Below are 20,083 nucleotides of genomic sequence, written 5' to 3' on the forward strand. Positions count from 1 at the left end.
CCGTTTCCAGCCTTCAAGGAGAATGACAATGACCGCAACCACGCCCATTCGCTGGGGCATCCTCGGACCGGGCAGCATCGCCCAGTCCTTTGCCGGTGGCGTGGCCGATTCGCGCACCGGAAAGCTGGTCGCCATCGGTGCCCGCAATCCCGCCAAGCCTGGCCTCGCCGAGAGTTTCCCCCGCGCCCGCATCCTCGATGGCTACGATGCGCTGCTTGCTGATCCCGAAATCGATGCCGTCTACATTTCGATACCGCATCCCGGCCATGCGCAATGGGCGATCAAGGCGGCCGAGGCAGGAAAGCATGTGCTGTGCGAAAAGCCGCTGGCGCTGACCGCCTTGGAGGCCGACGCCATGATGCATGCCGCGCGCAAGGCCGGCACGTTTCTCGGCGAAGCCTTCATGTACCGGCTGCATCCGCAGACGCTGAAGCTGGTGGAACTGATCAGATCGGGCGTCATCGGCGAGATCAGAATGATCAAGTCGAGCTTTGGTTTTGCGATGCCGCGCTTCATGCCGGAGCACCGGCTCTACGCCAACGATCTCGCCGGCGGCGGCATTCTTGACGTCGGCGGCTATCCCGTCTCGATGGTGCGGTTGATTGCCGGCGCCGCGGCCGGAAAACCCTTCGCCGAGCCTGACAAGGTGGTCGGTACTGCCCATCTTGGCCAGTCCGGCGTCGACGAATGGGCCTCGGCGCTGCTGCAGTTCCCGGGTGGCATTGTCGCCGAAGCCTCCTGCAGCATCTCGCTCAACCAGGACAATGTTCTGCGCATCCTCGGCACCAAAGGCCGCATCGAAGTGCCGGACTTCTGGTTCGCCGGCGGCAACCGCGACGTTGGTCTCGGCCAGATCGACGTCATTGCATCCGATGGCACGCGCGAGACCATCAGCGTCAACGAGAAGCGCCATGTCTATTCCTTCGAGGTCGACGCAGCCGGTGAGGCCATCCGCGCCGGCGGCCAAGAATTCGCCTGGCCGGGCATGGCATGGGCGGAAAGCCTCGGCACGTTGCGCGTGCTGGACAAATGGCGGGCGGCCGCCGGCCTCGAATACGGGATCGAGAAGGCCCAGCAGCGTACCAACACCATCTCCGGCCGGCCTTTGCGATCGGGCGGCACGGCGATCGCCAAGCGCACGATCCCTGGCCTGTCGAAGCCGGCGTCGGTGCTGGCGCTCGGCTTTGAGGATTTCCGCACGTTTTCCTCAGGCTCGATCCTGCTCGATGCCTTTTTCGAGGCCGGCGGCAATCTCTTCGACACCGGTTACGTCTACGGTGGTGGTTATACCGAGAAGCTGCTTGGCGAGTGGTTGAAAAACCGTGGCGTGCGCGCGCAATCGGTGGTCATCGCCAAGGGCGCGCATTCACCGCTCTGCTATCCCGATGTGATCGGCAAGCAGCTCGACCAGTCGCTCGAACGCCTGCAGACCGACCATGTCGATGTCTACTTCATGCACCGCGACAATCCGGATGTGCCGGTCGGCGAATTCGTCGATGCGATGGATCGTGAGGTCAAGGCCGGCCGCATCCGCGGCCCGTTCGGCGGCTCGAACTGGACGATGGAACGCATGGATGAGGCGATCGCCTATGCCGAACGCACCGGCAAGCAAAAGCCCGGCGCGCTGTCCAACAATTTCTCGCTGGCTGAAATGCTGGAGCCGATCTGGGCAGGCTGCGTCACGTCCTCCACGGATGCATGGAAGGCCTGGCTGACATCCAGGCAGATGCCGAATTTCGCCTGGTCGAGCCAGGGGCGCGGCTTCTTCACCGATCGCGCAGGTCGGGACAAGCAAGACAATGAGGAACTGGTGCGGGTCTGGTACTCCGAGCGGAATTTCGGTCGCCGCGACCGGGCGATCGAACTTGCCGCGAGACTGGGCAAGAGCCCGATCCAAATTGCGCTGGCCTATGTGCTCGCTCAGCCCTTCCCATCCATCCCGCTGATCGGGCCACGCACGCTGGATGAGTTGGACGACAGCCTGCGCGCTCTCGACATCACGCTTTCGCAAGCCGATCTCGAATGGCTGGATGGCGGCAGTCTGCGCGCTGCCTAGCTGGCTGCCGGCTTAACGGTCGCGGCGTCAGGTCTCGTCATCAGGCGCCCTGACGCCACGCCTGGCCGGAGTCCGCAAATTGGCGTACATGCCTGTGGTGCGGAATTGGCTCGGCGTGATGCCGTAGCAGCGGCGGAAGACCTTTGAAAAGTAGTTCGCGTCCTCGAAGCCGCACAGGATAGCGACCTCCTTCACCGGCAGAAAATCCGCCTTGGTCAGCAGCTTCGCCGCGCGTTGCAGACGCTGCTGCAGCACGAACTCGGCAGGCGGCAAGCCTTCGCTTTCAGCAAAACAGCGTGAGAAATGGGCCCGGCTGAGGCCGCTGATCTGCACCAGATCCGCCACCGGCAGCGGCTTGTCGAGATTTGCGTTGATGTGATCGATGACCGGCTGCATAACGCTCTGTTTTTCGGCAAAGGCATGGGAGCCGAAGACATCGTCATAGAGCGCCATCGCAGCCTCGTAGGCTATCGCCGAAGCAGCGCCCGGCGAAGCGGCGCCTTTGATCAGGCGCAGGCTGCAATCGGCAAGATGATCGATCGTCGCCGGCTGCAGCCGAAATACAGGACCCGAGACGCTGAGGATCGACTTGTGAATGCGCAACGCCTCCTCGCCGTTCATCGAAATCCAGAAATACTCCCAGCGCTCGTCCTCAGCCAGCCAGTAGCGGTGGTTGTGCGGCACCAGCACCAGCAATGTGTCGTTCTTCTGCAGGCGGTAATTGCGGTTCTCGTAGCGCAGCCGGCCAGTCCCGCTGATCGTGTGCTGGAGCACGGTGAACGGCGTCTGGCCGCGCTTTCGCCCATCCCAGTCGTAGATCTCGTCCTCGCGCACTTCATAGCCCGTGCTCGTCGGCATGGCATGCAGGCGCTGGCGGCCGCGCGGCAGCGAGATCGTGCGCATGGACTGTCCGTTTTGTATCAAATCCTGCAGCACAAAATTACCCCCGAAAGCATAATCCTTCTCTGGTCGCGCTCGCGAATAAGCGCATAATCCCCGTCGAAAAGCGAGAGAGATCCGCAGTCGAGGAGCGGACGGGGAGGTTGGCGAGCCCGATTCCGGCTTGTCCTGCATACATGTCGGCATGTGGCTACAGCTTCCCATTGTCATTCCTTGCCTGCAATTCGAAGTGGAATGAGGTGCGGCTGATGAGTTTCAAAATCGCTATCATCGGCGCGGGCAGCGTCGGCTTCACCAAGAAATTGTTCACCGACATCCTGTGCGTGCCCGAATTCGAGGACATCGAATTCGCGCTGACCGATGTCAGCGAGCACAACCTTCAGATGATCAAGGCGATCCTCGACAAGATCGTCGAGGCAAACAGATTGCCGACCAGGGTGACGGCGACGACCGACCGCCGCCAGGCTCTCGAAGGCGCTCGCTACGTCATCAGCTGCGTGCGGGTCGGCGGTCTCGAAGCCTATGCCGACGATATCCGCATTCCCCTGAAATATGGCATCGACCAATGCGTCGGCGACACGATCTGTGCCGGCGGCATTCTCTATGGCCAGCGCAACATCCCGGTGATCCTGGATTTCTGCAAGGACATGCGCGAGGTCGCCGAGACGAACGTCAAGTTCCTGAACTACGCCAACCCGATGGCGATGAACACCTGGGCGGCGATCGAATACGGCAAGGTCGACACTGTTGGGCTCTGCCACGGCGTCCAGCACGGCGCCGAGCAGATCGCCGAGGTGCTTGGCGCCAAGTCCACGCAGGAGCTCGACTATGTCTGTTCCGGCATCAACCACCAGACCTGGTTCATCGGCCTGCGCCTGAACGGCCGCTCCATCGGCAAGGACGAACTGGTGGCTGCCTTCGAGGCGCATCCCGTCTATTCCAGGCAGGAGAAACTGCGCATCGATGTCCTGAAGCGCTTCGGCGTCTATTCGACCGAAAGCAACGGCCATCTTTCCGAATATCTGCCCTGGTACCGCAAACGTCCCGACGAGATCACGCGCTGGATCGATATGTCCGACTGGATCCATGGCGAGACTGGCGGCTATCTCCGTTACTCCACCGAAACCCGCAACTGGTTCGAGACGGAATATCCGCAGTTCCTCGAAGCGGCGTCCAAGCCGATCGACCGGGAGAAGCGCTCCAACGAGCATGCCAGCCACATATTGGAGGCGCTGGAGACCAACCGGGTCTATCGCGGCCACTTCAACGTCAAGAACAATGGCGTGATTACCAACCTGCCGCAGGACGCCATCATCGAGTCGCCGGGCTTCGTCGACCGTTTTGGCATCAACATGGCCGCCGGCATCACGTTGCCGGAAGCCTGCGCCGCCACCTGCATCGCTTCGATCAACGTCCAGCGCATGTCGGTGCATGCCGCGATATCAGGCGACATCGATCTTCTGAAGCTCGCCGTGCTGCATGACCCATTGGTCGGCGCGGTTTCGACGCCGGAGGAGGTCTGGCAGATGGTCGACGAAATGGTCGTCGCCCAGGCAGCCTGGCTGCCGCAATATGCCCATGCGGTTCCGGCCGCAAGGGAGCGGCTGTCGACATCTCAGGTGAAGACCCGCGAGTGGGCGGGCGCCGCACGGCGCAGCGTTCGCTCGATCGAGGAATTGCGCGCCGAAAAGGCCGCGCTGAAGCAAGCCGGCTGAGACGGGCCGGCTGAAAATTCATGCGGTGATGGTGGATCCATGGGAGGCGGATCCACTGCCACGAAGCCGTTTGAATTCGAGAAGAGGCGGAGCGGGTGCAAACGCTCCGGACAAACAAGAGGGAGAGAGACCGTGAGGAATTTACGCAATATCGGCCTTGCTGCCGGACTGACGCTGAGCGTCTCGGCACTCAGTGCTTACGCTTCCGAGCCGACGGTTCCGCCGGCGCCGACACCGTTTCCCGCCGAAGGCAAGATCAACTATGTCGCGCGAGACTCGATCCTGGAGTTCAAGCCGCTCCCCGAATATCACGAGCCCGACTGGGTCACCGAGAAATACGTCAAGACCGGCAAGCTGCCGCCGGTGAAAGACAGGCTGCCGAAAGATCCGCTGGTCTTCAAGACAGGCAACATGCAGGACGGCATCGGCGTCTATGGCGATACGATGCGCCACGTCATCGGCGGGCGGCCGGAAGGCTGGAACTACGGCGCCGGTCAGACGCAAGGCTGGGGCGGCATCGACATCGGCCTCTCCGAATGCCTGACGCGCACCGCCCCGCTGTTCCAGGTCGAGGCCAAGGACACCGAGCCGCTGCCGAACCTGGCCAGGAGCTGGGATTGGTCGAGCGATGGCCACAAGCTGACCATGCACCTCATCGAAGGAGCAAAGTGGTCGGACGGCGTGCCGTTCAACGCCGACGACGTCATGTTCTACTGGGACGACGAGGTGGTCGATCCTAACGTCTCGCCGCTGAATGGTGCGACGCCGGAAACCTTCGGCGTCGGCACGACGCTGAAGAAGATCGACGACTACACCGTCGAATGGACCTTCAAGGATGCCTTCCCGAAACAGTACCTGTATGCCATGGCCTACGGCACCTTCTGTCCTGGCCCCGCGCACATCCTGAAGCCGCAGCATCCGAAATACTCGAAGAACACCTATGATCAGTTCAAAAATGCCTTCCCGCCGGAATTCATGAACATGCCGGTGATGGGTGGCTGGGTGCCGGTCGAATACCGGCCGGACGACATCATCGTCATGCGCCGCAATCCCTATTACTGGAAGGTCGACGAAAAGGGCAATCAACTGCCCTATCTCAACGAACTGCATTACAAGCTGTCGACCTGGGCCGATCGCGATGTCCAGGCGGTGGGCGGCGCGGCCGATTTTTCCAATTTGGAGCAGCCGGAAAACTTCGTCGCCTCGCTGAAGCGTGCGGCAGAGGCGAACGCGCCGGCCCGTCTTGCTTTCGGCCCGCGGCTCATCGGCTACAATCTGCGCTTTAATTTTTCCGCCAATGGCTGGGGCAATCCGGACGAACGCGGCCAGGCGATCCGCGAGCTGAACCGTAATGAGGATTTCCGCAAGGCCGTTACCATGGCACTCGACCGCAAGGCGCTCGGCGACTCGCTGGTCAAGGGGCCGTTCACCGCCATCTATCCCGGCGGCCTGTCTTCGGGCACCAGCTTCTATGACCGCGATTCGACCGTCTACTACCCCTTCGATCTCGAGGGCGCCAAGGCCGAACTCGCCAAGGCCGGCCTCAAGGATACGGACGGCGACGGCTTCGTGAATTTCCCTTCCGGCACCGCCGGCGGAAAGAACGTCGAGATCGTGATGCTGGTCAACAACGACTACACGACCGACAAGAGCCTTGCCGAAGGCGTCGTCGCCCAGATGGAAAAGCTTGGGCTGCGGGTCGTCCTCAACGGGCTCAACGGCACCCAGCGCGACGCTTCGCAATATTCCGGCCGCTTCGATTGGCTGGTCCGGCGCAACGAACAGGAACTGACGTCGGTGGTGCAGAACACCGTGCAGCTTGCCCCGATCGGCCCGCGCACCAGCTGGGACCATCGTGCGCCGGAGAATGGCGAGGTCGATGTGATGCCGTTCGAAAAGGACCTCGTCGACATCGTCAACAAGTTCGTCTCCACCCAGGACAATGACCAGCGCGCCAGCCTGATGAAACAATTCCAGAAGATCTCGACGGAGCACGTCTACAATGTCGGCCTGACGGAGTATCCCGGCGCGTTGATCGTCAACAAGCGTTTCTCGAACATTCCGCAGGGCACGCCGATCTTCATGTTCAACTGGGCCGAGGATTCGATCACCCGCGAACGGGTCTTTGTCGCGGCCGACAAGCAGGCGAAATACGAATTGTTCCCGCAAGAACTGCCCGGCAAACCCGGCGAGAAGGGGCCGATGAATTAGGTTTACCTCCCTGACTGAGAGACCTCCGGCCGCGCCGCTGGCGCGGCCGGACAAACCAACCTCCGGACGCAACCAAGGGCGCGGTCGGCGAGACGAGGAAACGAACCGTCCATGCTGCGATTCCTGCTCACGCGAATAGCGTCGGCAATCCCGGTCCTCGCCATTTTGAGCCTGGCCACATTTGCCATCATCCAGGCGCCGCCGGGCGATTATGCCGACTACATCCGCTCGCAGGCGATCAACCAGGGTGGAGCCTCCTTCGCCGAGGCCGACGCGCAGGCAAAGGCCTACCGCATCGAGCATGGTCTCGATAAGCCGCTGCCCCTCCAGTATCTCAACTGGATCGGCGGCATCGTCACCCGCGGCGATTTCGGCTACAGCCTCTACTACAACAAACCGGTCGCCGATGTGGTCGGAGAGCGCCTGCCGCGCACCCTTCTCCTGGCGCTGGTCTGCCATCTGCTGGCTTCGGTGCTGGGCATCACATTCGGCATAAGGGCGGCGACCCGGCAATACACCTGGATCGACTCGGCGCTGTCGGCCATCTCCTTCCTCGGTATGACGGTGCCGCGCTTCCTGATGGCGCTGATCATCGTCTATCTCCTGGTCTTCCAGTTCAACGTGTCGGAGATCGGCTCATTCTTCTCGCCGCAATATGGGGGCGCGCCGTGGTCGTGGGCCAAATTCGTCGATCTGGTCAAGCATGTCTGGCCGGTGGTGGCGATCGCGACTTTCGGCGGGCTCGCCTACAATATGCGCGTCATGCGCGGCAATCTGCTCGATACGCTGAACGCGCAATATGTCGAGACGGCAAGGGCCAAGGGGCTGACCGGCGCCGCTGTCGTCATGCGCCACGCCGTGCCTAACGCACTGCACCCGCTCATCATGTATCAGGGTGTGGTGCTGCCTTACATGCTGACCGGCGAAATCGAGACGGCGATCATCTTCGCGCTGCCGACTGTCGGCCCGGCGATCGTCGGCTCCATGGCTGTCGGCGATGTCTATGTCACCGCCACCTTCATGATGGTGCTGTCGGCGACGCTGATCGTCGGCAACATCATCGCCGACATGCTGCTCGTCCTGCTCGATCCGCGCGTGCGCCAGTTCGGGGAGCGCTGAGATGCTGGCGCGCGATCCATCCCCTCCACCGCTGCCGGCCGAAGGTCGCATCGTAGCCAAACCGGCGCGCGGTAACGAAAGCTACCTCGCGCTTGTCTGGCGCCGGCTGAAGCGCTCCTGGACCGGCATGGCCGGGCTCTGGCTCGTCGTGCTGCTGCTGGTGATGGCCGTGTTCGCCGAGTTCATCGCGCCAATGGACCCGAAGGTGACGGATGTCGGCTTCGCGCCTCCGCAGGTGCCTGTTTTCCATGACAGAGATGGCGGTTTCGTCGCGCGGCCGAGGGTCTATGCGCTGGCCGATTCGGCGGACCTCGATCCGGTCACTTTCCAGCCCGTCGTCGGTCCCGACTACGATCATCCAAGGCTGCTTGGTTTCTTCGTGCATGGCGCGCCTTACAAGCTCTTCGGGCTGTTGCCGGCGGACCGGCATCTGTTCGGCTCGCTGGACGGCCAGCCGGTGCATTTCCTGGGCACCGACAAGTTTGGTCGTGACGTGTTGTCGCGCGCCATCCATGGCTCGCGCGTCTCGTTGATGATCGCGCTGACGGTCGTCTTAATCATCACCGTCATCGGCACCACCGTCGGCATGGTCTCCGGCTATTTTGGCGGCAGGTTCGATGTCTGGATGCAGCGCTTCGTCGAACTGGTGCTCGCCTTCCCGCAGCTGCCGCTCTATTTGGCGCTGACGACGCTGATCCCGGTCACCGCTCCCACCAACGTCTTCCTCGCTTTCGTCATCATCGTCATGTCGGCCTTGGGTTGGGCGCAGATGTCTCGCGAGGTGCGCGGCAAGACTTTGGCGCTGGCGCGGATCGAGTATGTGCGCGCCGCCATGGCGGTCGGCGCCACCGACCGGCGCATCATCATGCAGCACATCTTCCCCAATGTGATGAGCCACGTGATCGTCGCCGTGACGCTGGCGATCCCAACGGTGGTGCTGCTCGAATCCTTCCTCGGTTTCCTCGGCTTCGCCGTCAAGCCGCCGCTGATCTCGTGGGGTCTGATGCTGCAGGACACCGCGACCTATTCCGTCATCGGCACTTATCCCTGGATCCTGTCGCCGGTCGGTTTCGTGCTCGTCACCGTCTTTGCCTTCAACGCGCTGGGCGACGGCCTGCGCGACGCCGTCGACCCTTATTGAGGTGCCTGAGATGTCCGTCGCGCTCGCCGAATCCTTCGCACCCATCGTCCGTCACGACCATGACGGACGCCAGAGCCAGCCGATCATCGACGCCCGCAACGTCGCCGTGGCCTTCAAGGTCGAGCATGGCGTCGTCGACGCGGTCAAGGACATCTCGTTTCAGCTCTATCGCGGCGAGACGATCGCCATCGTTGGCGAATCCGGTTCGGGCAAGTCGGTGACGGCGCGCACCGTCATGGGCCTTCTGTCGCGGCGCGCCACGGTGTCGCCCGGGTCGAGCGTCTGTTATGACGGGCAAAACATCCTGAAATTTCCCGAGAGCGCCCGGCGCAAGCTGCGCGGCAACCGCATCTCGATGATCTTCCAGGAGCCGATGAGCTCGCTCAACCCGATCTATACGGTCGGCAGCCAGATCGTCGAGGCGATCCGGGTGCATCGCAAAGTCAGCCGCAAGCAGGCCTGGGCGCGCGCACTGGAACTTCTGCAGCATGTGCAGATTCCCGATCCCGCCGCGCGGCTCAAGCAATACCCGCACCAGCTATCGGGCGGGCAACGTCAGCGGGTGATGATCGCCATGGCGCTGGCCAACAATCCCGATGTGCTGATCGCCGATGAGCCGACCACAGCGCTCGATGTCACCGTCCAGGCGCAGATCCTGAACCTGATCCGCAGCCTGCAGAAAGAGCTGCGCATGGCGGTGATCCTGATCACCCACGACCTGACCGTGGTGCGCCAGTTCTCCGACTACGTCTATGTCATGCAGCATGGCGAAATGTGCGAGCACAACGTCACCGAACGGCTATTCGCCAACCCCCAGCACCCCTATACGAGACGGCTGCTCGCTTCCGAGCCGCAGGGGCAGCCGAAGCCGCTGCCGGAGGGCTGCGGCACCATCCTGGAGGCCAGCGGCGTGCGCGTCTCATTCATGCTGCGCCACGGCACCTTCCTGAAACCGGACTGGCGAGAGCTGGTCGCCGTCGACGATCTCGGCCTGAAACTCTGTCGCCACGAGACGCTGGGGCTGGTCGGCGAGTCCGGTTCAGGCAAGACCACCTTCGGCCAGGCCCTGCTCAGGTTGATCGACGCCAAGCGCGGCGAGATCCGTTTCGACGGCAAGCCGATCCACGGCCTGTCGCGGGCGCAGATGCGGCCGTTGCGCTCGCGCATGCAGATCGTCTTCCAGGATCCGTTCTCCTCGCTCAACCCGCGCATGACGATCGGCCAGATCATCGAGGAAGGGCTGATCGTCAACAGCATAGGGGCGACGCGGCGCGAGCGGGTCGAACGGGTGCGCGACGCGCTGGTCAGCGCCGGCATGCCGGGCGATATACTGTCACGGTTTCCGCACGAATTCTCCGGTGGCCAGCGCCAGCGCATCGCGATCGCCCGCGCCATCGCACTCGAACCCGAATTCATCCTGCTCGACGAGCCGACATCGGCGCTGGATCTCTCCGTCCAGGCGCAGATCATCGACCTGTTGCGCAAGCTGCAGGACGAGCGCGGCCTCAGCTACCTCTTCATCTCGCACGACCTCAAGGTGGTGCGCGCACTGTGCCATCGCGTGATCGTCATGCAGAACGGCAAGATCGTCGAGCAGGGCCCCGTCGACGACGTCCTGTCCAATCCCAAGACCGCCTACACGGAACGGCTCGTCAGGGCCGCTTTCGACGTGGCCTGAACATATGCCGGAGGTTAGCATGGCAAGAAATCCCAAGATCACTTTCATCGGCGCAGGCTCGACGGTGTTCATGAAGAACATTGTCGGCGACGTGCTGCAGCGCCCGTCGCTTTCCGGCGCGACCATCGCGCTGATGGACATCAATCCGCAGCGGCTGGAAGAGAGCGCCATCGTCGTCAACAAGCTGATCGCGACGCTCGGCGTCAAGGCGAAGGCCGAGACCCATTCGGACCAGCGCAAGGCGCTGGCGGGCGCAGATTTCGTCGTCGTCGCCTTCCAGATCGGCGGCTACGAGCCCTGCACGGTCACCGACTTCGAAGTGCCGAAGAAATACGGCCTGCGCCAGACGATCGCCGACACGCTCGGCGTCGGCGGCATTATGCGCGGCTTGAGGACCGTGCCGCATCTGTGGAAGATCTGCGAGGACATGCTCGCCGTCTGCCCGCAGGCGATCATGCTGCAATATGTCAACCCGATGGCGATCAACACCTGGGCGATAGCGGAGAAATACCCTGACATCAGGCAGGTCGGTCTCTGCCATTCCGTGCAGGGCACGGCAATGGAGCTGGCGCACGATCTCGACCTTCCCTACGAAGAGATCCGCTATCGCTCGGCCGGCATCAACCACATGGCCTTCTATCTCAGCTTCGAGCATCGCCAGCCGGACGGTTCGTACCGCGACCTCTACCCCGATCTCGTGCGCGCCTATCGCGAAGGCCGCGCGCCCAAGCCCGGCTGGAACCCGCGCTGCCCCAACAAGGTGCGCTACGAGATGCTGACCAGGCTCGGCTATTTCGTCACCGAGAGCTCGGAACATTTCGCCGAATACACGCCCTATTTCATCAAGGAAGGCCGCCCGGACCTGATCGAGAAGTACGGCATCCCGCTGGATGAGTATCCCAAGCGCTGCATCGAACAGATCGAGCGCTGGAAGGGACAGGCTGAGGCCTATCGCTCGGCCGATCGCATCGAGGTCGAGCAGTCCCGGGAATATGCCTCATCGATCATGAATTCGGTGTGGACGGGCGAACCCTCGGTGATCTACGGCAACGTCCGCAACAATGGCTGCATCACCTCGCTGCCCCGGGATTGCGCCGCCGAAGTGCCGTGCCTGGTCGATGCCTCCGGCATCCAGCCGACCTATATCGGTGACCTGCCGCCGCAATTGACCGCGCTGATCCGCACCAACATCAACGTGCAGGAACTGACGGTGCGGGCGCTGATGAGCGAGAACCGCGAACACATCTACCATGCGGCGATGATGGATCCGCACACCGCGGCCGAACTCGATCTCGACCAGATCTGGTCACTGGTCGATGATCTCTTGGCTGCTCATGGTGAATGGCTGCCTGCCTGGGCGCGCTTGAAGCGCAAGAACGAGGCCGCCGCCTGATCGGCGGCGCCCAGCCTTAATTCGGAGCGTCGGGGTCCGTCTCTTCCTCGTCATCGCGGGCCTTGATGACATAGGCGCCCTTCAGCCAGCGGTTGAGGTCGATGTCCTTGCAGCGCGTCGAGCAGAACGGAAAGGTGTCGCGCGCCGAGGGCTTGCCGCATTCGGGGCAGGGGCGCTTTGGGCGTAAGGGCGTGACTTTGGAGTCGGAATTCACAGCCGGGTTCCCGCCAGCCAGCCGCCATGCACCTTGAAGCCTTCGCCGCTCAACAGCGCGACGGTCTCATACAGCGGCAGCCCAACGATGTTGGTGTAGGAGCCGACCAGCTTGACGACGAAGGCGCCGGCGAGACCCTGGACGGCGTAACCACCCGCTTTGCCGCGCCATTCGCCCGACGCGACATAGGCGTCGATCTCCTCGCGCGGCAGCCGCTTGAAGCGCACCCGCGTCTCGACCAGCCGCTGACGCAGCTTGCCGCCCGGGGTGATCAGGCAGATGCCGGAATAGACCCGGTGCGAACGGCCCGACAACAGCCCGAGGCAGTTGGCGGCGTCGTCGAGGGTTTCTGCCTTGGGCAGGATGCGCCGCCCGACGGCGACGACCGTATCCGCGGCCAGCACGAAGCCCGGCGCGTAGTCGGCTTCGGTTTTCAGCGACGCGAACGCCTTCTCGGCCTTTTCCTTCGACAGCCGCTTGGCCAGCGAGCGCGGATGCTCTGCACGCAGCGGCGTTTCGTCGACATCGGCCGGCAGCACGCGGTCCGGCTCGATGCCGGCCTGCTGCAAGAGCTCGATTCGGCGCGGCGAACCCGAGGCAAGCACCAGCTTCTGCAAAATGCTCATCGCGGACCAGTCGGGCTTTGCTTACTTGAAACGATAGGTGATGCGGCCCTTGGTCAGGTCGTATGGCGTCATCTCGACCAGAACCTTGTCGCCGGTCAGCACGCGGATGCGGTTCTTGCGCATGCGGCCGGCCGTATGGGCGATGATTTCGTGTTCGTTTTCGAGCTTTACCCGGAACATCGCGTTCGGCAACAATTCCGTCACGACACCCGGAAACTCGAGGACTTCTTCCTTCGGCATTCGATACCTTTGCTTGGATGGTAGTTCCAGCGCCCTGGCCGGAATTTCGGCGGAACCTATATGATAATCGTCCGCTTGTGAACACGCTTAATCGGCGGCCTCCGGAGGTGTGAATCGACGCCCGATCCGCGCTTTCAGGCGCTCGCGCACGTCCCGGTAGGCCGCCATGATCTGTTCGCGCGTGCCGGCGGCGTCGGTCGGGTCCGGCGTCGGCCAGTATTCGACCTCGACAGCGAGCGAGCGGGTGAGTTCAAGTGCGGCGTGGTGCGCTTCCGGCGCCAGCGTGACGATGAGGTCGAAATAATCGTCCTCGAGATCGTCCATGGTCCGTGGGTGACGCTCGCCCAACGACAGGCCTTCCTCGGCAAGCACCGCATCGACGAACGGATCGCGCTCGCCGGCGCGAACGCCGGCCGAAGCGACAAAGATGGCCGCGGGCAGCATGCGGCGCGCCAGCTGCTCTGCCATTGGCGAGCGCACGGCATTCATGCCGCACAGGAACAGGATCGAACGGGGTAGGGCGCCGGGTGCCAGGGCTAGCCCCGCCAGTGCAGTACGCAGACCAGCGTGAACAGCCGGCGCGCCGTATCGAAGTCTATGTCGATCTTGCCGGATAGCCGGTCCATCAGCGTCTGCGAACCTTCATTGTGCAGGCCGCGGCGGCCCATGTCGATCGCCTCGATGTGGCTCGGCGTCGAGGAACGGATGGCGTCGTAGTAGCTTTCGCAGATCATATAGTAATCCTTGACGATGCGCCTCAGCGGCGTCAGCGACAGGATATGAGTGACGACGGCGGTGCCATCCTCGCGCGCCACGGCAAACACCAGGCGCTGCTCGGCCAGCGACAGTTTCAGCCGGTAAGGGCCGTCGCCGCTGTCATTGACGGGCTGAAAACTGTTCTCCTCGATCAGGTCGAAGATCGCCACCGCGCGTTCATGCTCGACATCGGGTGTCGACCGGCCGATCGATTCATCGAGTTCGACATCGATCAGCCTGGCGCGGGTTTGATCGGGGCCAGACATCGCCGCCTACATGTTCAACCGTATGGCGACGGAGCGTCCATGCGCCTCAAGGCCTTCCGCCTTGGCGAGCGCAATCGCCGCCGGCGCCAAGATACGCAACTGCTCCGGTCCAAGCTTGAGGATCGACGTGCGCTTGACGAAATCGAGCACCGACAGGCCCGACGAGAAGCGCGCCGAGCGTGCCGTCGGCAGCACATGGTTGGAGCCGCCGACATAGTCGCCGATGGCTTCCGGCGTGTGGCGGCCGAGAAAGACGGCACCGGCATTGCGCATCCGCGCCAGGAAACCCTCGGCATCGTCGATGGCCAGTTCGACATGTTCGGCGGCGATGCGGTCGACCAGCGGCAGCGCGGATTCAATGGTTGGAACCAGGATCACGGCGCCAAAATCGCGCCAGCTCGCCGCAGCCGTTTCGGCCCGCGGCAGGCTCTGCAACTGGCGCTCGACCGCTTGTTCGACAGCGATGCCGAAGGCCGGATCGTCGGTGACCAGGATCGATTGCGCCGATGCATCGTGCTCGGCCTGGGCCAGCAGGTCGGCCGCGATCCAGTCCGGATCGTTGCTGCCGTCGGCCACGACGAGCACTTCCGACGGCCCGGCGATCATGTCGATGCCGACGGTGCCGAACACCTGGCGCTTGGCCGCCGCGACATAGGCATTGCCCGGGCCGACGATCTTGGCGACCGGCTTTATAGTCCGGGTGCCGTAGGCGAGGGCTGCGATCGCCTGGGCGCCGCCGACACGGTAGATTTCCGACACGCCTGATATGTCGGCCGCCACCAGCACCAGCGGATTGATGATGCCGCCGGGCGCCGGCACGACCATGACGATGCGCTCGACCCCGGCCACCCTGGCCGGTATGGCGTTCATCAGCACCGAGCTTGGATAGCTCGCCGTGCCGCCCGGCACATAGAGCCCGACCGCCTCGACCGCCGTCCAGCGCCAGCCGAGCTCGACGCCGGCGGCATCCGTATAGCGATCATCCTTCGGCCGCTGCCGCTCATGGTGGGAGCGGATACGGTCTCGCGCGAATTCCAGCGCCTCGATCGTCTTTGAGTCGGCAGCCTTGTAAGCTTGAGCGATGTCGTCCTTCGAGACGGCGATGCCCAATCCAGTCAGATCGGCGCGATCGAATTTCTGTGAATAGTCGATCAGCGCCGCGTCGCCTTCGGCGCGCACGCGCGCGATGATGTCGCGCACCGCGGCATCAACGTCGGCGGACACTTCCCGCTTGGTCAACAGGAAGGCGGCGAAACGCTGCTCGAAATCGGCGTCGGACTGACGAAGCTTGATGGCCATCGGACGCTCAGGCCTTGTGGATGGGGCGCGAGGTGGCTTCCCACGCCCCGCCAATATCGGCAAGGCGCGCCTCGATGCATTCGACGTCGAGCATGATCGTGCCGCCGCCGGCAAAGATCAGCTCGACGATGCCCGCCGGCTTGCTGATCTCGATGAAGCTGATCGCCAGCAGCGACAGGACCTCATTGGGCTTGTCGCGGGCGATGCCGTTGGTCTTGGCGCCGAGCACCCGGTCGAAATGCAGCACCGCCTGCCGCCGCTCATTGTGCTGGCGAAACAGGCCGGATTTGGCCTCCCAGACGAAACGGTTCATGGTCAGCAGGAAACGCTTGGCCGCAGGCAGGAATTCGAGGTCGCTGACCTTCATCACGGCATCCTGGACATGGGCCGAAACGATGCTCAGATCCTGATCGTCGAGCGCGATAAGCTTAAGGGCAGTCATGCGGATTTCGCACCTGAAGGTTGATAACTGAACCTTCTGTTAGGCGGTCTTTCCCGTCCGCGCAACCGCACCGCGAGGCCTTGCGATTGGCCTATGCGGAAATCCGCTCGATCACCGCGCCGCAGTTGGATAGCTTTTCTTCCAGCCGCTCGAAGCCGCGGTCGAGATGGTAGACGCGGTTGACCGTCGTCTCGCCTTCCGCCGCCAGGCCGGCGATGACCAGCGAGACAGAGGCGCGAAGATCGGTCGCCATGACCGGCGCGCCCTTCAGTTTCGGCACGCCGTCGACGATCGCCGTCTGGCCCGAAAGCGTGATGTGAGCGCCGAGCCGCGCCAGTTCCTGCACATGCATGAAGCGGTTCTCGAAGATCGTCTCGGTGATGCGCGACTTGCCCTTGGCCATCGTCATCAGGCCCATGAACTGCGCCTGCAAATCGGTCGGGAAGGCCGGAAACGGCGCCGTCGTCACGTCGACCGGCGCAATGCCGGCGCCGTTGCGCCTCACACGAATGCCGGAATTGGTCGGCGTGATCTCCGCACCCGTCTGGGCGATCACGTCCAGTGCGGTCTGCAGCAGATCCGGACGCGCACCTTCGAGCACGACGTCGCCGCCGGTCATGGCGACGGCCATGGCATAGGTGCCGGTCTCGATGCGGTCGGGAATGACGCGTACGCGCGCACCGGAGAGCGATTCGACGCCGTCGATGGTGATTGTCGGCGTGCCGGCGCCGGAAATCTTCGCACCCATGGCATTGAGGCACTCGGCGAGGTTGACGATCTCGGGCTCGCAAGCCGCGTTTTCCAGCACCGTCTCGCCCTTGGCGAGCGCCGCGGCCATCATCAGCACATGGGTGGCGCCGACCGAGACCTTCGGGAAGATATAGCGGTTGCCGACAAGGCGGCCATTCCTTGTCTTGGCGATGACATAGCCGGTGTCGACGTCGATGTCGGCACCCAGCGCCTGCAGGCCCTCGAGGAACAGATCGACCGGCCGCGTGCCGATGGCGCAACCGCCCGGCAGCGACACTTTTGCTTCGCCCATGCGGGCCAGCAGCGGGCCGATCACCCAGAACGAGGCGCGCATCTTCGACACCAGCTCGTAGGGCGCTGTGGTGTCGACGATGTTGCGGGCGGAGAAGTTGATGGTGCGCGAATAGCCCTCATTCTGCTTCTCGCGGCGGCCATTGACCGAATAATCGACGCCGTGGTTGCCCAGGATGCGGATCAGTTGCTCGACATCGGCCAGATGCGGCACGTTTTCCAGCGTCAGCGTGTCGTCGGTCAAAAGCGAGGCGATCATCAAAGGCAACGCCGCGTTTTTCGCGCCCGAGATCGGAATGCTTCCGGAGAGCTGGTTGCCCCCGACAATTCTGATGCGATCCATGGAAGAAAGTCCCTCTCGGCCAAACAGGGCCGGTTCAATCGTTTGAGTAGCGGCCCGTCTAGACCATTGGCCGATCTGGTTCAAGAATTACGCTGGTTCAAGAAATGGGATTTCGCCCACCCCGGGCCAAGAGTGGCCGATTTGAGTTAATCTTTTTGTATTTCCTTCGATGCAGCGAGCCCGTCCGGCCGTTGATCTGCATCTCCGGTGCGCCGCGAGCGTGACTGCGCCTTGCGCTTCTGCAGATTGGCGCGCAATTGCTCTGCCAGCCGATCCTTGCGGATTGTTGCGCTGTTATTCGGTGGACCATCCTTTTTCACTGGAATTGCCTTGTCATCCATTGTCCCGCTCTGGCCCGTGAGCAGCCAGCCCGCCATTCAGGGATAGCCAACATTGTGGCGCCCCCATGTCATTAAAAGCTATCCGGCAAAGGCTTTCACAGAAGCGTTGCGCTTGGCCTTGCGCTTGCCGGTTCGATATGGCAGAAGCCCCCCCATCAGCGGCTGCGGTAGCTCAGTGGTAGAGCACTCCCTTGGTAAGGGAGAGGTCGAGAGTTCAATCCTCTCTCGCAGCACCAGTTTCCAACATCCTTGTTGCCGCACATTCGTCCTCTGCATTTGCAAGGGCGAGGCGGCTACACGGGAACGGCGCGGCCGTCGTGCTGGCGGACCTCATCAGCGGTGCATTGCTCCAGAAAATGGCTGCCACAGGCAACTCCAGCCGAAGCGCATTCCCGGCAAGACACGATTCGTTAACCAAGATGCTGTTCATCGACATGACGTATTGTGGCATGGATGCCCGTCTGCGTCGGTCAAGTCCATGCTTGTCAGGAAGAGGGCCGAAAGGCTCCTGATCTGGGCGGAACCTAAAACCGCCCGAAACAAAAGAACGTGCAAGGCATGAACGTGAGCGAAAACGTGCAAAACGCCCCCGGTGCTTCCCGTCTTTGGACACTGCCGGCCATCATGGCAGCGTTCTTATGTCTGTTCGTTACCGGCGCGTTCGCGGAGACGCGTGCTTTGAAGATTCAACATCTCCATACGGGCGAGAAGGCTGAAATCGTGTTCAAGCGCAATGGGCGCTATGATCCGGCGGGATTGAAGAAGATCAATTTGATGCTGCGCGACTGGCGTCGCAACGAACCGACGAAGATGGATCCGCGCCTGCTCGATCTTGTCTGGCAGGCCTATCGCGCCAGCGGCTCGACAGCCTATATTCACGTGGTCAGCGCCTATCGGTCGCCAGCGACGAACGCCATGCTGCGCAGCCGCTCGAAGGGCGTGGCTCGGGAAAGCCAACACATGGTTGGCCGCGCGATGGACTTCTTCCTGCCGGATGTGCCGCTGAAGAAGCTGCGCGACATCGGCCTCAAGATGCAGGGCGGCGGCGTAGGCTATTACCCGACCTCCGGCTCGCCTTTCATACATATGGATGTCGGCAATGTGCGGCATTGGCCTGGCATCAGCCGCCAGGAACTCGCAAGGGTATTCCCGAACGGCAATACGCTGCATGTGCCGAGCGACGGCAAACCGCTGCCCGGTTATGGGCAGGCGTTTGCCGCCTACAAGTCGCGCAAGGGCACCGGCGCGCCCAACATCGACCTGGCAAGTGCCGACGGCGGCCAACGCAGGCCGCGCGGCCTGCTGGCGACGCTTTTGGGCGGGCGCGGCGCGGACGAGACCGATGATGTCGCCGAAGCGGTGCCGGCGCCACGCAAGCCGGCCAAGTCCGTTGAACCCAGGCCCGCCGGCATCGCGATCGTGCCGCCGCAGGATGCCCAGCGCGCTGACATCCAGATGGCTTCCGTCGATCGGGTCGAAGAATCGTCGATTGGGCCGGAAGGAAAGACGCCTGAAGCGATCGTCATGGCGATGGCGCCGGGCTCAGTGCCGCTGCCAGCCTTCGCCCCGCGCACCGGGCCAACGACCAGCATTCCGACCCCGCAAATCGCGCAACTTGCAACAGCCAACGCTTCCACGGCGCGGGCCGAACTGGCCAATCCAGCGGCAACCGATGCTGAAATTCCCTCGGGCAAGTCGGATGCCGGCCCCGCGAGCGGCGCGCCGGACCTTGTGGCGCTCAACATCCCGTTGCCGACATGGCGACCGGAAAGCTTGACAAGCCCGATGCGCCAGCCTGAAGCAGACAAAGCCGGCGATGCGGTCGCTGCCTTGCTGGCCTTGAACCACGCCGATGACGGCCACAATGGGTTGGCCGGCCAGCGGGTCTCGGTTGCCCAATCGAAGCCCGAAGATCGCGTCAGGACCAGCCCGAAGGCCGACCGTGTCCAGCCAAATCTCGATCCCGAAGCCACCGCGGTCATCGTGCCGGCAGCGTTGTCCGGCCGGCTGATTGAGACGGGTCGTGGCATCGCCGGCGGAGCTAGCCCTGCGGCGGCGTCCGTCATTGCCGCCAATCTCATCCGCACAGCGCCGGAGCACATCTATCTCGATGGATTCCAGCCGCGAGGACAGACCTCCGATCACCGACGCTTCACCGGTTCAGCGGTCAAGTTCCTGCCCATCGCCAGCTTCAGATAGACGCAAGCCCTCGTTCGAGCCGACGTGGATGTGTTGCACGACTGGCTTGGCTGTCATGGGATTGCAAGTCATGCCGAACTCTCGATGGTTCTGTAAGAAAAGT

Annotated in this window: 18 protein-coding genes and 1 tRNA gene; 9 read left to right on the top strand and 10 right to left on the bottom strand. The window is 63.0% G+C overall.

Going from position 1 to position 20,083, the window contains the following annotated elements; genetic code table 11:
* Positions 1 to 28 precede the first annotated feature (28 nt).
* Positions 29 to 2,056, top strand: a complete 2,028-nt coding sequence (locus NKH97_RS24810; protein WP_352798979.1) for an aldo/keto reductase — start codon at positions 29 to 31, stop codon at positions 2,054 to 2,056.
* A gap of 27 nt (positions 2,057 to 2,083) precedes the next feature.
* Here NKH97_RS24810 and NKH97_RS24815 read toward each other — a convergent pair whose 3' ends face one another.
* A complete protein-coding gene (locus NKH97_RS24815; protein WP_352441087.1) occupies positions 2,084 to 2,992 on the bottom strand; it encodes an AraC family transcriptional regulator in 909 nt (302 codons plus the stop codon).
* Positions 2,993 to 3,204: 212 nt separating this feature from the next.
* Between NKH97_RS24815 and NKH97_RS24820 the strand changes: the two genes are divergently transcribed.
* From NKH97_RS24820 to NKH97_RS24845, 6 genes are all read left to right on the top strand, one after another.
* Complete coding sequence (locus tag NKH97_RS24820; protein WP_352441086.1) at positions 3,205 to 4,671, top strand: alpha-glucosidase/alpha-galactosidase; 1,467 nt, start codon at positions 3,205 to 3,207, stop codon at positions 4,669 to 4,671.
* Positions 4,672 to 4,803: 132 nt separating this feature from the next.
* Complete coding sequence (locus tag NKH97_RS24825) at positions 4,804 to 6,882, top strand: ABC transporter substrate-binding protein (RefSeq protein WP_352798981.1); 2,079 nt, start codon at positions 4,804 to 4,806, stop codon at positions 6,880 to 6,882.
* A 111-nt stretch (positions 6,883 to 6,993) separates the two neighbouring features.
* Positions 6,994 to 8,001, top strand: coding sequence for an ABC transporter permease (locus NKH97_RS24830; protein WP_352798982.1), 1,008 nt, complete (start codon positions 6,994 to 6,996; stop codon positions 7,999 to 8,001).
* A 1-nt stretch (position 8,002) separates the two neighbouring features.
* Positions 8,003 to 9,142, top strand: a complete 1,140-nt coding sequence (locus tag NKH97_RS24835) for an ABC transporter permease (RefSeq protein ID WP_023809264.1) — start codon at positions 8,003 to 8,005, stop codon at positions 9,140 to 9,142.
* A gap of 10 nt (positions 9,143 to 9,152) precedes the next feature.
* Positions 9,153 to 10,820 (top strand): ABC transporter ATP-binding protein, encoded by a 1,668-nt coding sequence (locus NKH97_RS24840; RefSeq protein ID WP_352722858.1) that lies wholly within the window; start codon positions 9,153 to 9,155, stop codon positions 10,818 to 10,820.
* 19 nt (positions 10,821 to 10,839) lie between these two features.
* Positions 10,840 to 12,213, top strand: coding sequence for an alpha-glucosidase/alpha-galactosidase (locus NKH97_RS24845; RefSeq protein WP_023809263.1), 1,374 nt, complete (start codon positions 10,840 to 10,842; stop codon positions 12,211 to 12,213).
* Positions 12,214 to 12,229: 16 nt separating this feature from the next.
* On the opposite strand, the gene yacG is transcribed toward NKH97_RS24845, so the two are convergent.
* The 9 genes from yacG to NKH97_RS24890 form a co-directional block, all read right to left on the bottom strand.
* Positions 12,230 to 12,427, bottom strand: coding sequence for a DNA gyrase inhibitor YacG (gene yacG / locus NKH97_RS24850; protein ID WP_023809262.1), 198 nt, complete (start codon positions 12,425 to 12,427; stop codon positions 12,230 to 12,232).
* A complete protein-coding gene (locus NKH97_RS24855; protein ID WP_023809261.1) occupies positions 12,424 to 13,053 on the bottom strand; it encodes a Maf-like protein in 630 nt (209 codons plus the stop codon). Before NKH97_RS24855 ends, yacG begins: the two co-directional genes overlap by 4 nt.
* A 21-nt stretch (positions 13,054 to 13,074) precedes the next feature.
* On the bottom strand, positions 13,075 to 13,293 hold the full coding sequence (gene infA / locus NKH97_RS24860) for a translation initiation factor IF-1 (RefSeq protein ID WP_006200926.1): 219 nt from the start codon (positions 13,291 to 13,293) through the stop codon (positions 13,075 to 13,077).
* A gap of 87 nt (positions 13,294 to 13,380) precedes the next feature.
* Positions 13,381 to 13,842 (bottom strand): arsenate-mycothiol transferase ArsC, encoded by a 462-nt coding sequence (locus tag NKH97_RS24865; RefSeq protein WP_081734750.1) that lies wholly within the window; start codon positions 13,840 to 13,842, stop codon positions 13,381 to 13,383.
* Positions 13,830 to 14,315, bottom strand: coding sequence for a UPF0262 family protein (locus tag NKH97_RS24870; protein WP_013530198.1), 486 nt, complete (start codon positions 14,313 to 14,315; stop codon positions 13,830 to 13,832). Before NKH97_RS24870 ends, NKH97_RS24865 begins: the two co-directional genes overlap by 13 nt.
* 6 nt (positions 14,316 to 14,321) lie before the next feature.
* Positions 14,322 to 15,614, bottom strand: a complete 1,293-nt coding sequence (gene hisD, locus NKH97_RS24875; RefSeq protein WP_352441082.1) for a histidinol dehydrogenase — start codon at positions 15,612 to 15,614, stop codon at positions 14,322 to 14,324.
* Positions 15,615 to 15,621: 7 nt separating this feature from the next.
* Positions 15,622 to 16,056 carry a DUF2948 family protein gene (locus tag NKH97_RS24880; RefSeq protein WP_023809258.1) on the bottom strand — a complete coding sequence of 145 codons (435 nt, stop codon included), beginning with the start codon at positions 16,054 to 16,056 and terminating at the stop codon, positions 15,622 to 15,624.
* A gap of 91 nt (positions 16,057 to 16,147) precedes the next feature.
* Positions 16,148 to 17,440, bottom strand: coding sequence for a UDP-N-acetylglucosamine 1-carboxyvinyltransferase (murA, locus tag NKH97_RS24885; protein WP_023809257.1), 1,293 nt, complete (start codon positions 17,438 to 17,440; stop codon positions 16,148 to 16,150).
* Between the two features lie 146 nt (positions 17,441 to 17,586).
* On the bottom strand, positions 17,587 to 17,781 hold the full coding sequence (locus tag NKH97_RS24890; RefSeq protein ID WP_023809256.1) for a hypothetical protein: 195 nt from the start codon (positions 17,779 to 17,781) through the stop codon (positions 17,587 to 17,589).
* A gap of 161 nt (positions 17,782 to 17,942) precedes the next feature.
* Between NKH97_RS24890 and NKH97_RS24895 the strand changes: the two genes are divergently transcribed.
* Positions 17,943 to 18,017, top strand: a tRNA-Thr gene (locus tag NKH97_RS24895).
* Between the two features lie 322 nt (positions 18,018 to 18,339).
* Entirely contained in the window at positions 18,340 to 19,980 is a 1,641-nt protein-coding gene (locus tag NKH97_RS24900) for a peptidoglycan L,D-endopeptidase MepK (protein WP_502895929.1), read from the top strand.
* Positions 19,981 to 20,083 lie beyond the last annotated feature (103 nt).

It is taken from the genome of Mesorhizobium sp. M0870 (assembly GCF_040319775.1).
In the GTDB taxonomy this organism is placed as follows: Bacteria; Pseudomonadota; Alphaproteobacteria; order Rhizobiales; family Rhizobiaceae; genus Mesorhizobium.

Bases quoted from the DNA above. Each gene is read 5' to 3' on its own strand.
- NKH97_RS24810 (WP_352798979.1), top strand. From the start codon at position 29: ATGACCGCAACCACGCCCATTCGCTGGGGCATCCTCGGACCGGGCAGC.
- NKH97_RS24820 (WP_352441086.1), top strand. From the start codon at position 3,205: ATGAGTTTCAAAATCGCTATCATCGGCGCGGGCAGCGTCGGCTTCACC.
- NKH97_RS24830 (WP_352798982.1), top strand. From the start codon at position 6,994: ATGCTGCGATTCCTGCTCACGCGAATAGCGTCGGCAATCCCGGTCCTC.
- NKH97_RS24835 (WP_023809264.1), top strand. From the start codon at position 8,003: ATGCTGGCGCGCGATCCATCCCCTCCACCGCTGCCGGCCGAAGGTCGC.
- NKH97_RS24840 (WP_352722858.1), top strand. From the start codon at position 9,153: ATGTCCGTCGCGCTCGCCGAATCCTTCGCACCCATCGTCCGTCACGAC.
- NKH97_RS24845 (WP_023809263.1), top strand. From the start codon at position 10,840: ATGGCAAGAAATCCCAAGATCACTTTCATCGGCGCAGGCTCGACGGTG.
- NKH97_RS24855 (WP_023809261.1), bottom strand. From the start codon at position 13,053: ATGAGCATTTTGCAGAAGCTGGTGCTTGCCTCGGGTTCGCCGCGCCGA.
- infA (WP_006200926.1), bottom strand. From the start codon at position 13,293: ATGCCGAAGGAAGAAGTCCTCGAGTTTCCGGGTGTCGTGACGGAATTG.
- NKH97_RS24870 (WP_013530198.1), bottom strand. From the start codon at position 14,315: ATGTCTGGCCCCGATCAAACCCGCGCCAGGCTGATCGATGTCGAACTC.
- hisD (WP_352441082.1), bottom strand. From the start codon at position 15,614: ATGGCCATCAAGCTTCGTCAGTCCGACGCCGATTTCGAGCAGCGTTTC.
- NKH97_RS24880 (WP_023809258.1), bottom strand. From the start codon at position 16,056: ATGACTGCCCTTAAGCTTATCGCGCTCGACGATCAGGATCTGAGCATC.
- murA (WP_023809257.1), bottom strand. From the start codon at position 17,440: ATGGATCGCATCAGAATTGTCGGGGGCAACCAGCTCTCCGGAAGCATT.
- NKH97_RS24890 (WP_023809256.1), bottom strand. From the start codon at position 17,781: ATGGATGACAAGGCAATTCCAGTGAAAAAGGATGGTCCACCGAATAAC.
- NKH97_RS24900 (WP_502895929.1), top strand. From the start codon at position 18,340: ATGAACGTGAGCGAAAACGTGCAAAACGCCCCCGGTGCTTCCCGTCTT.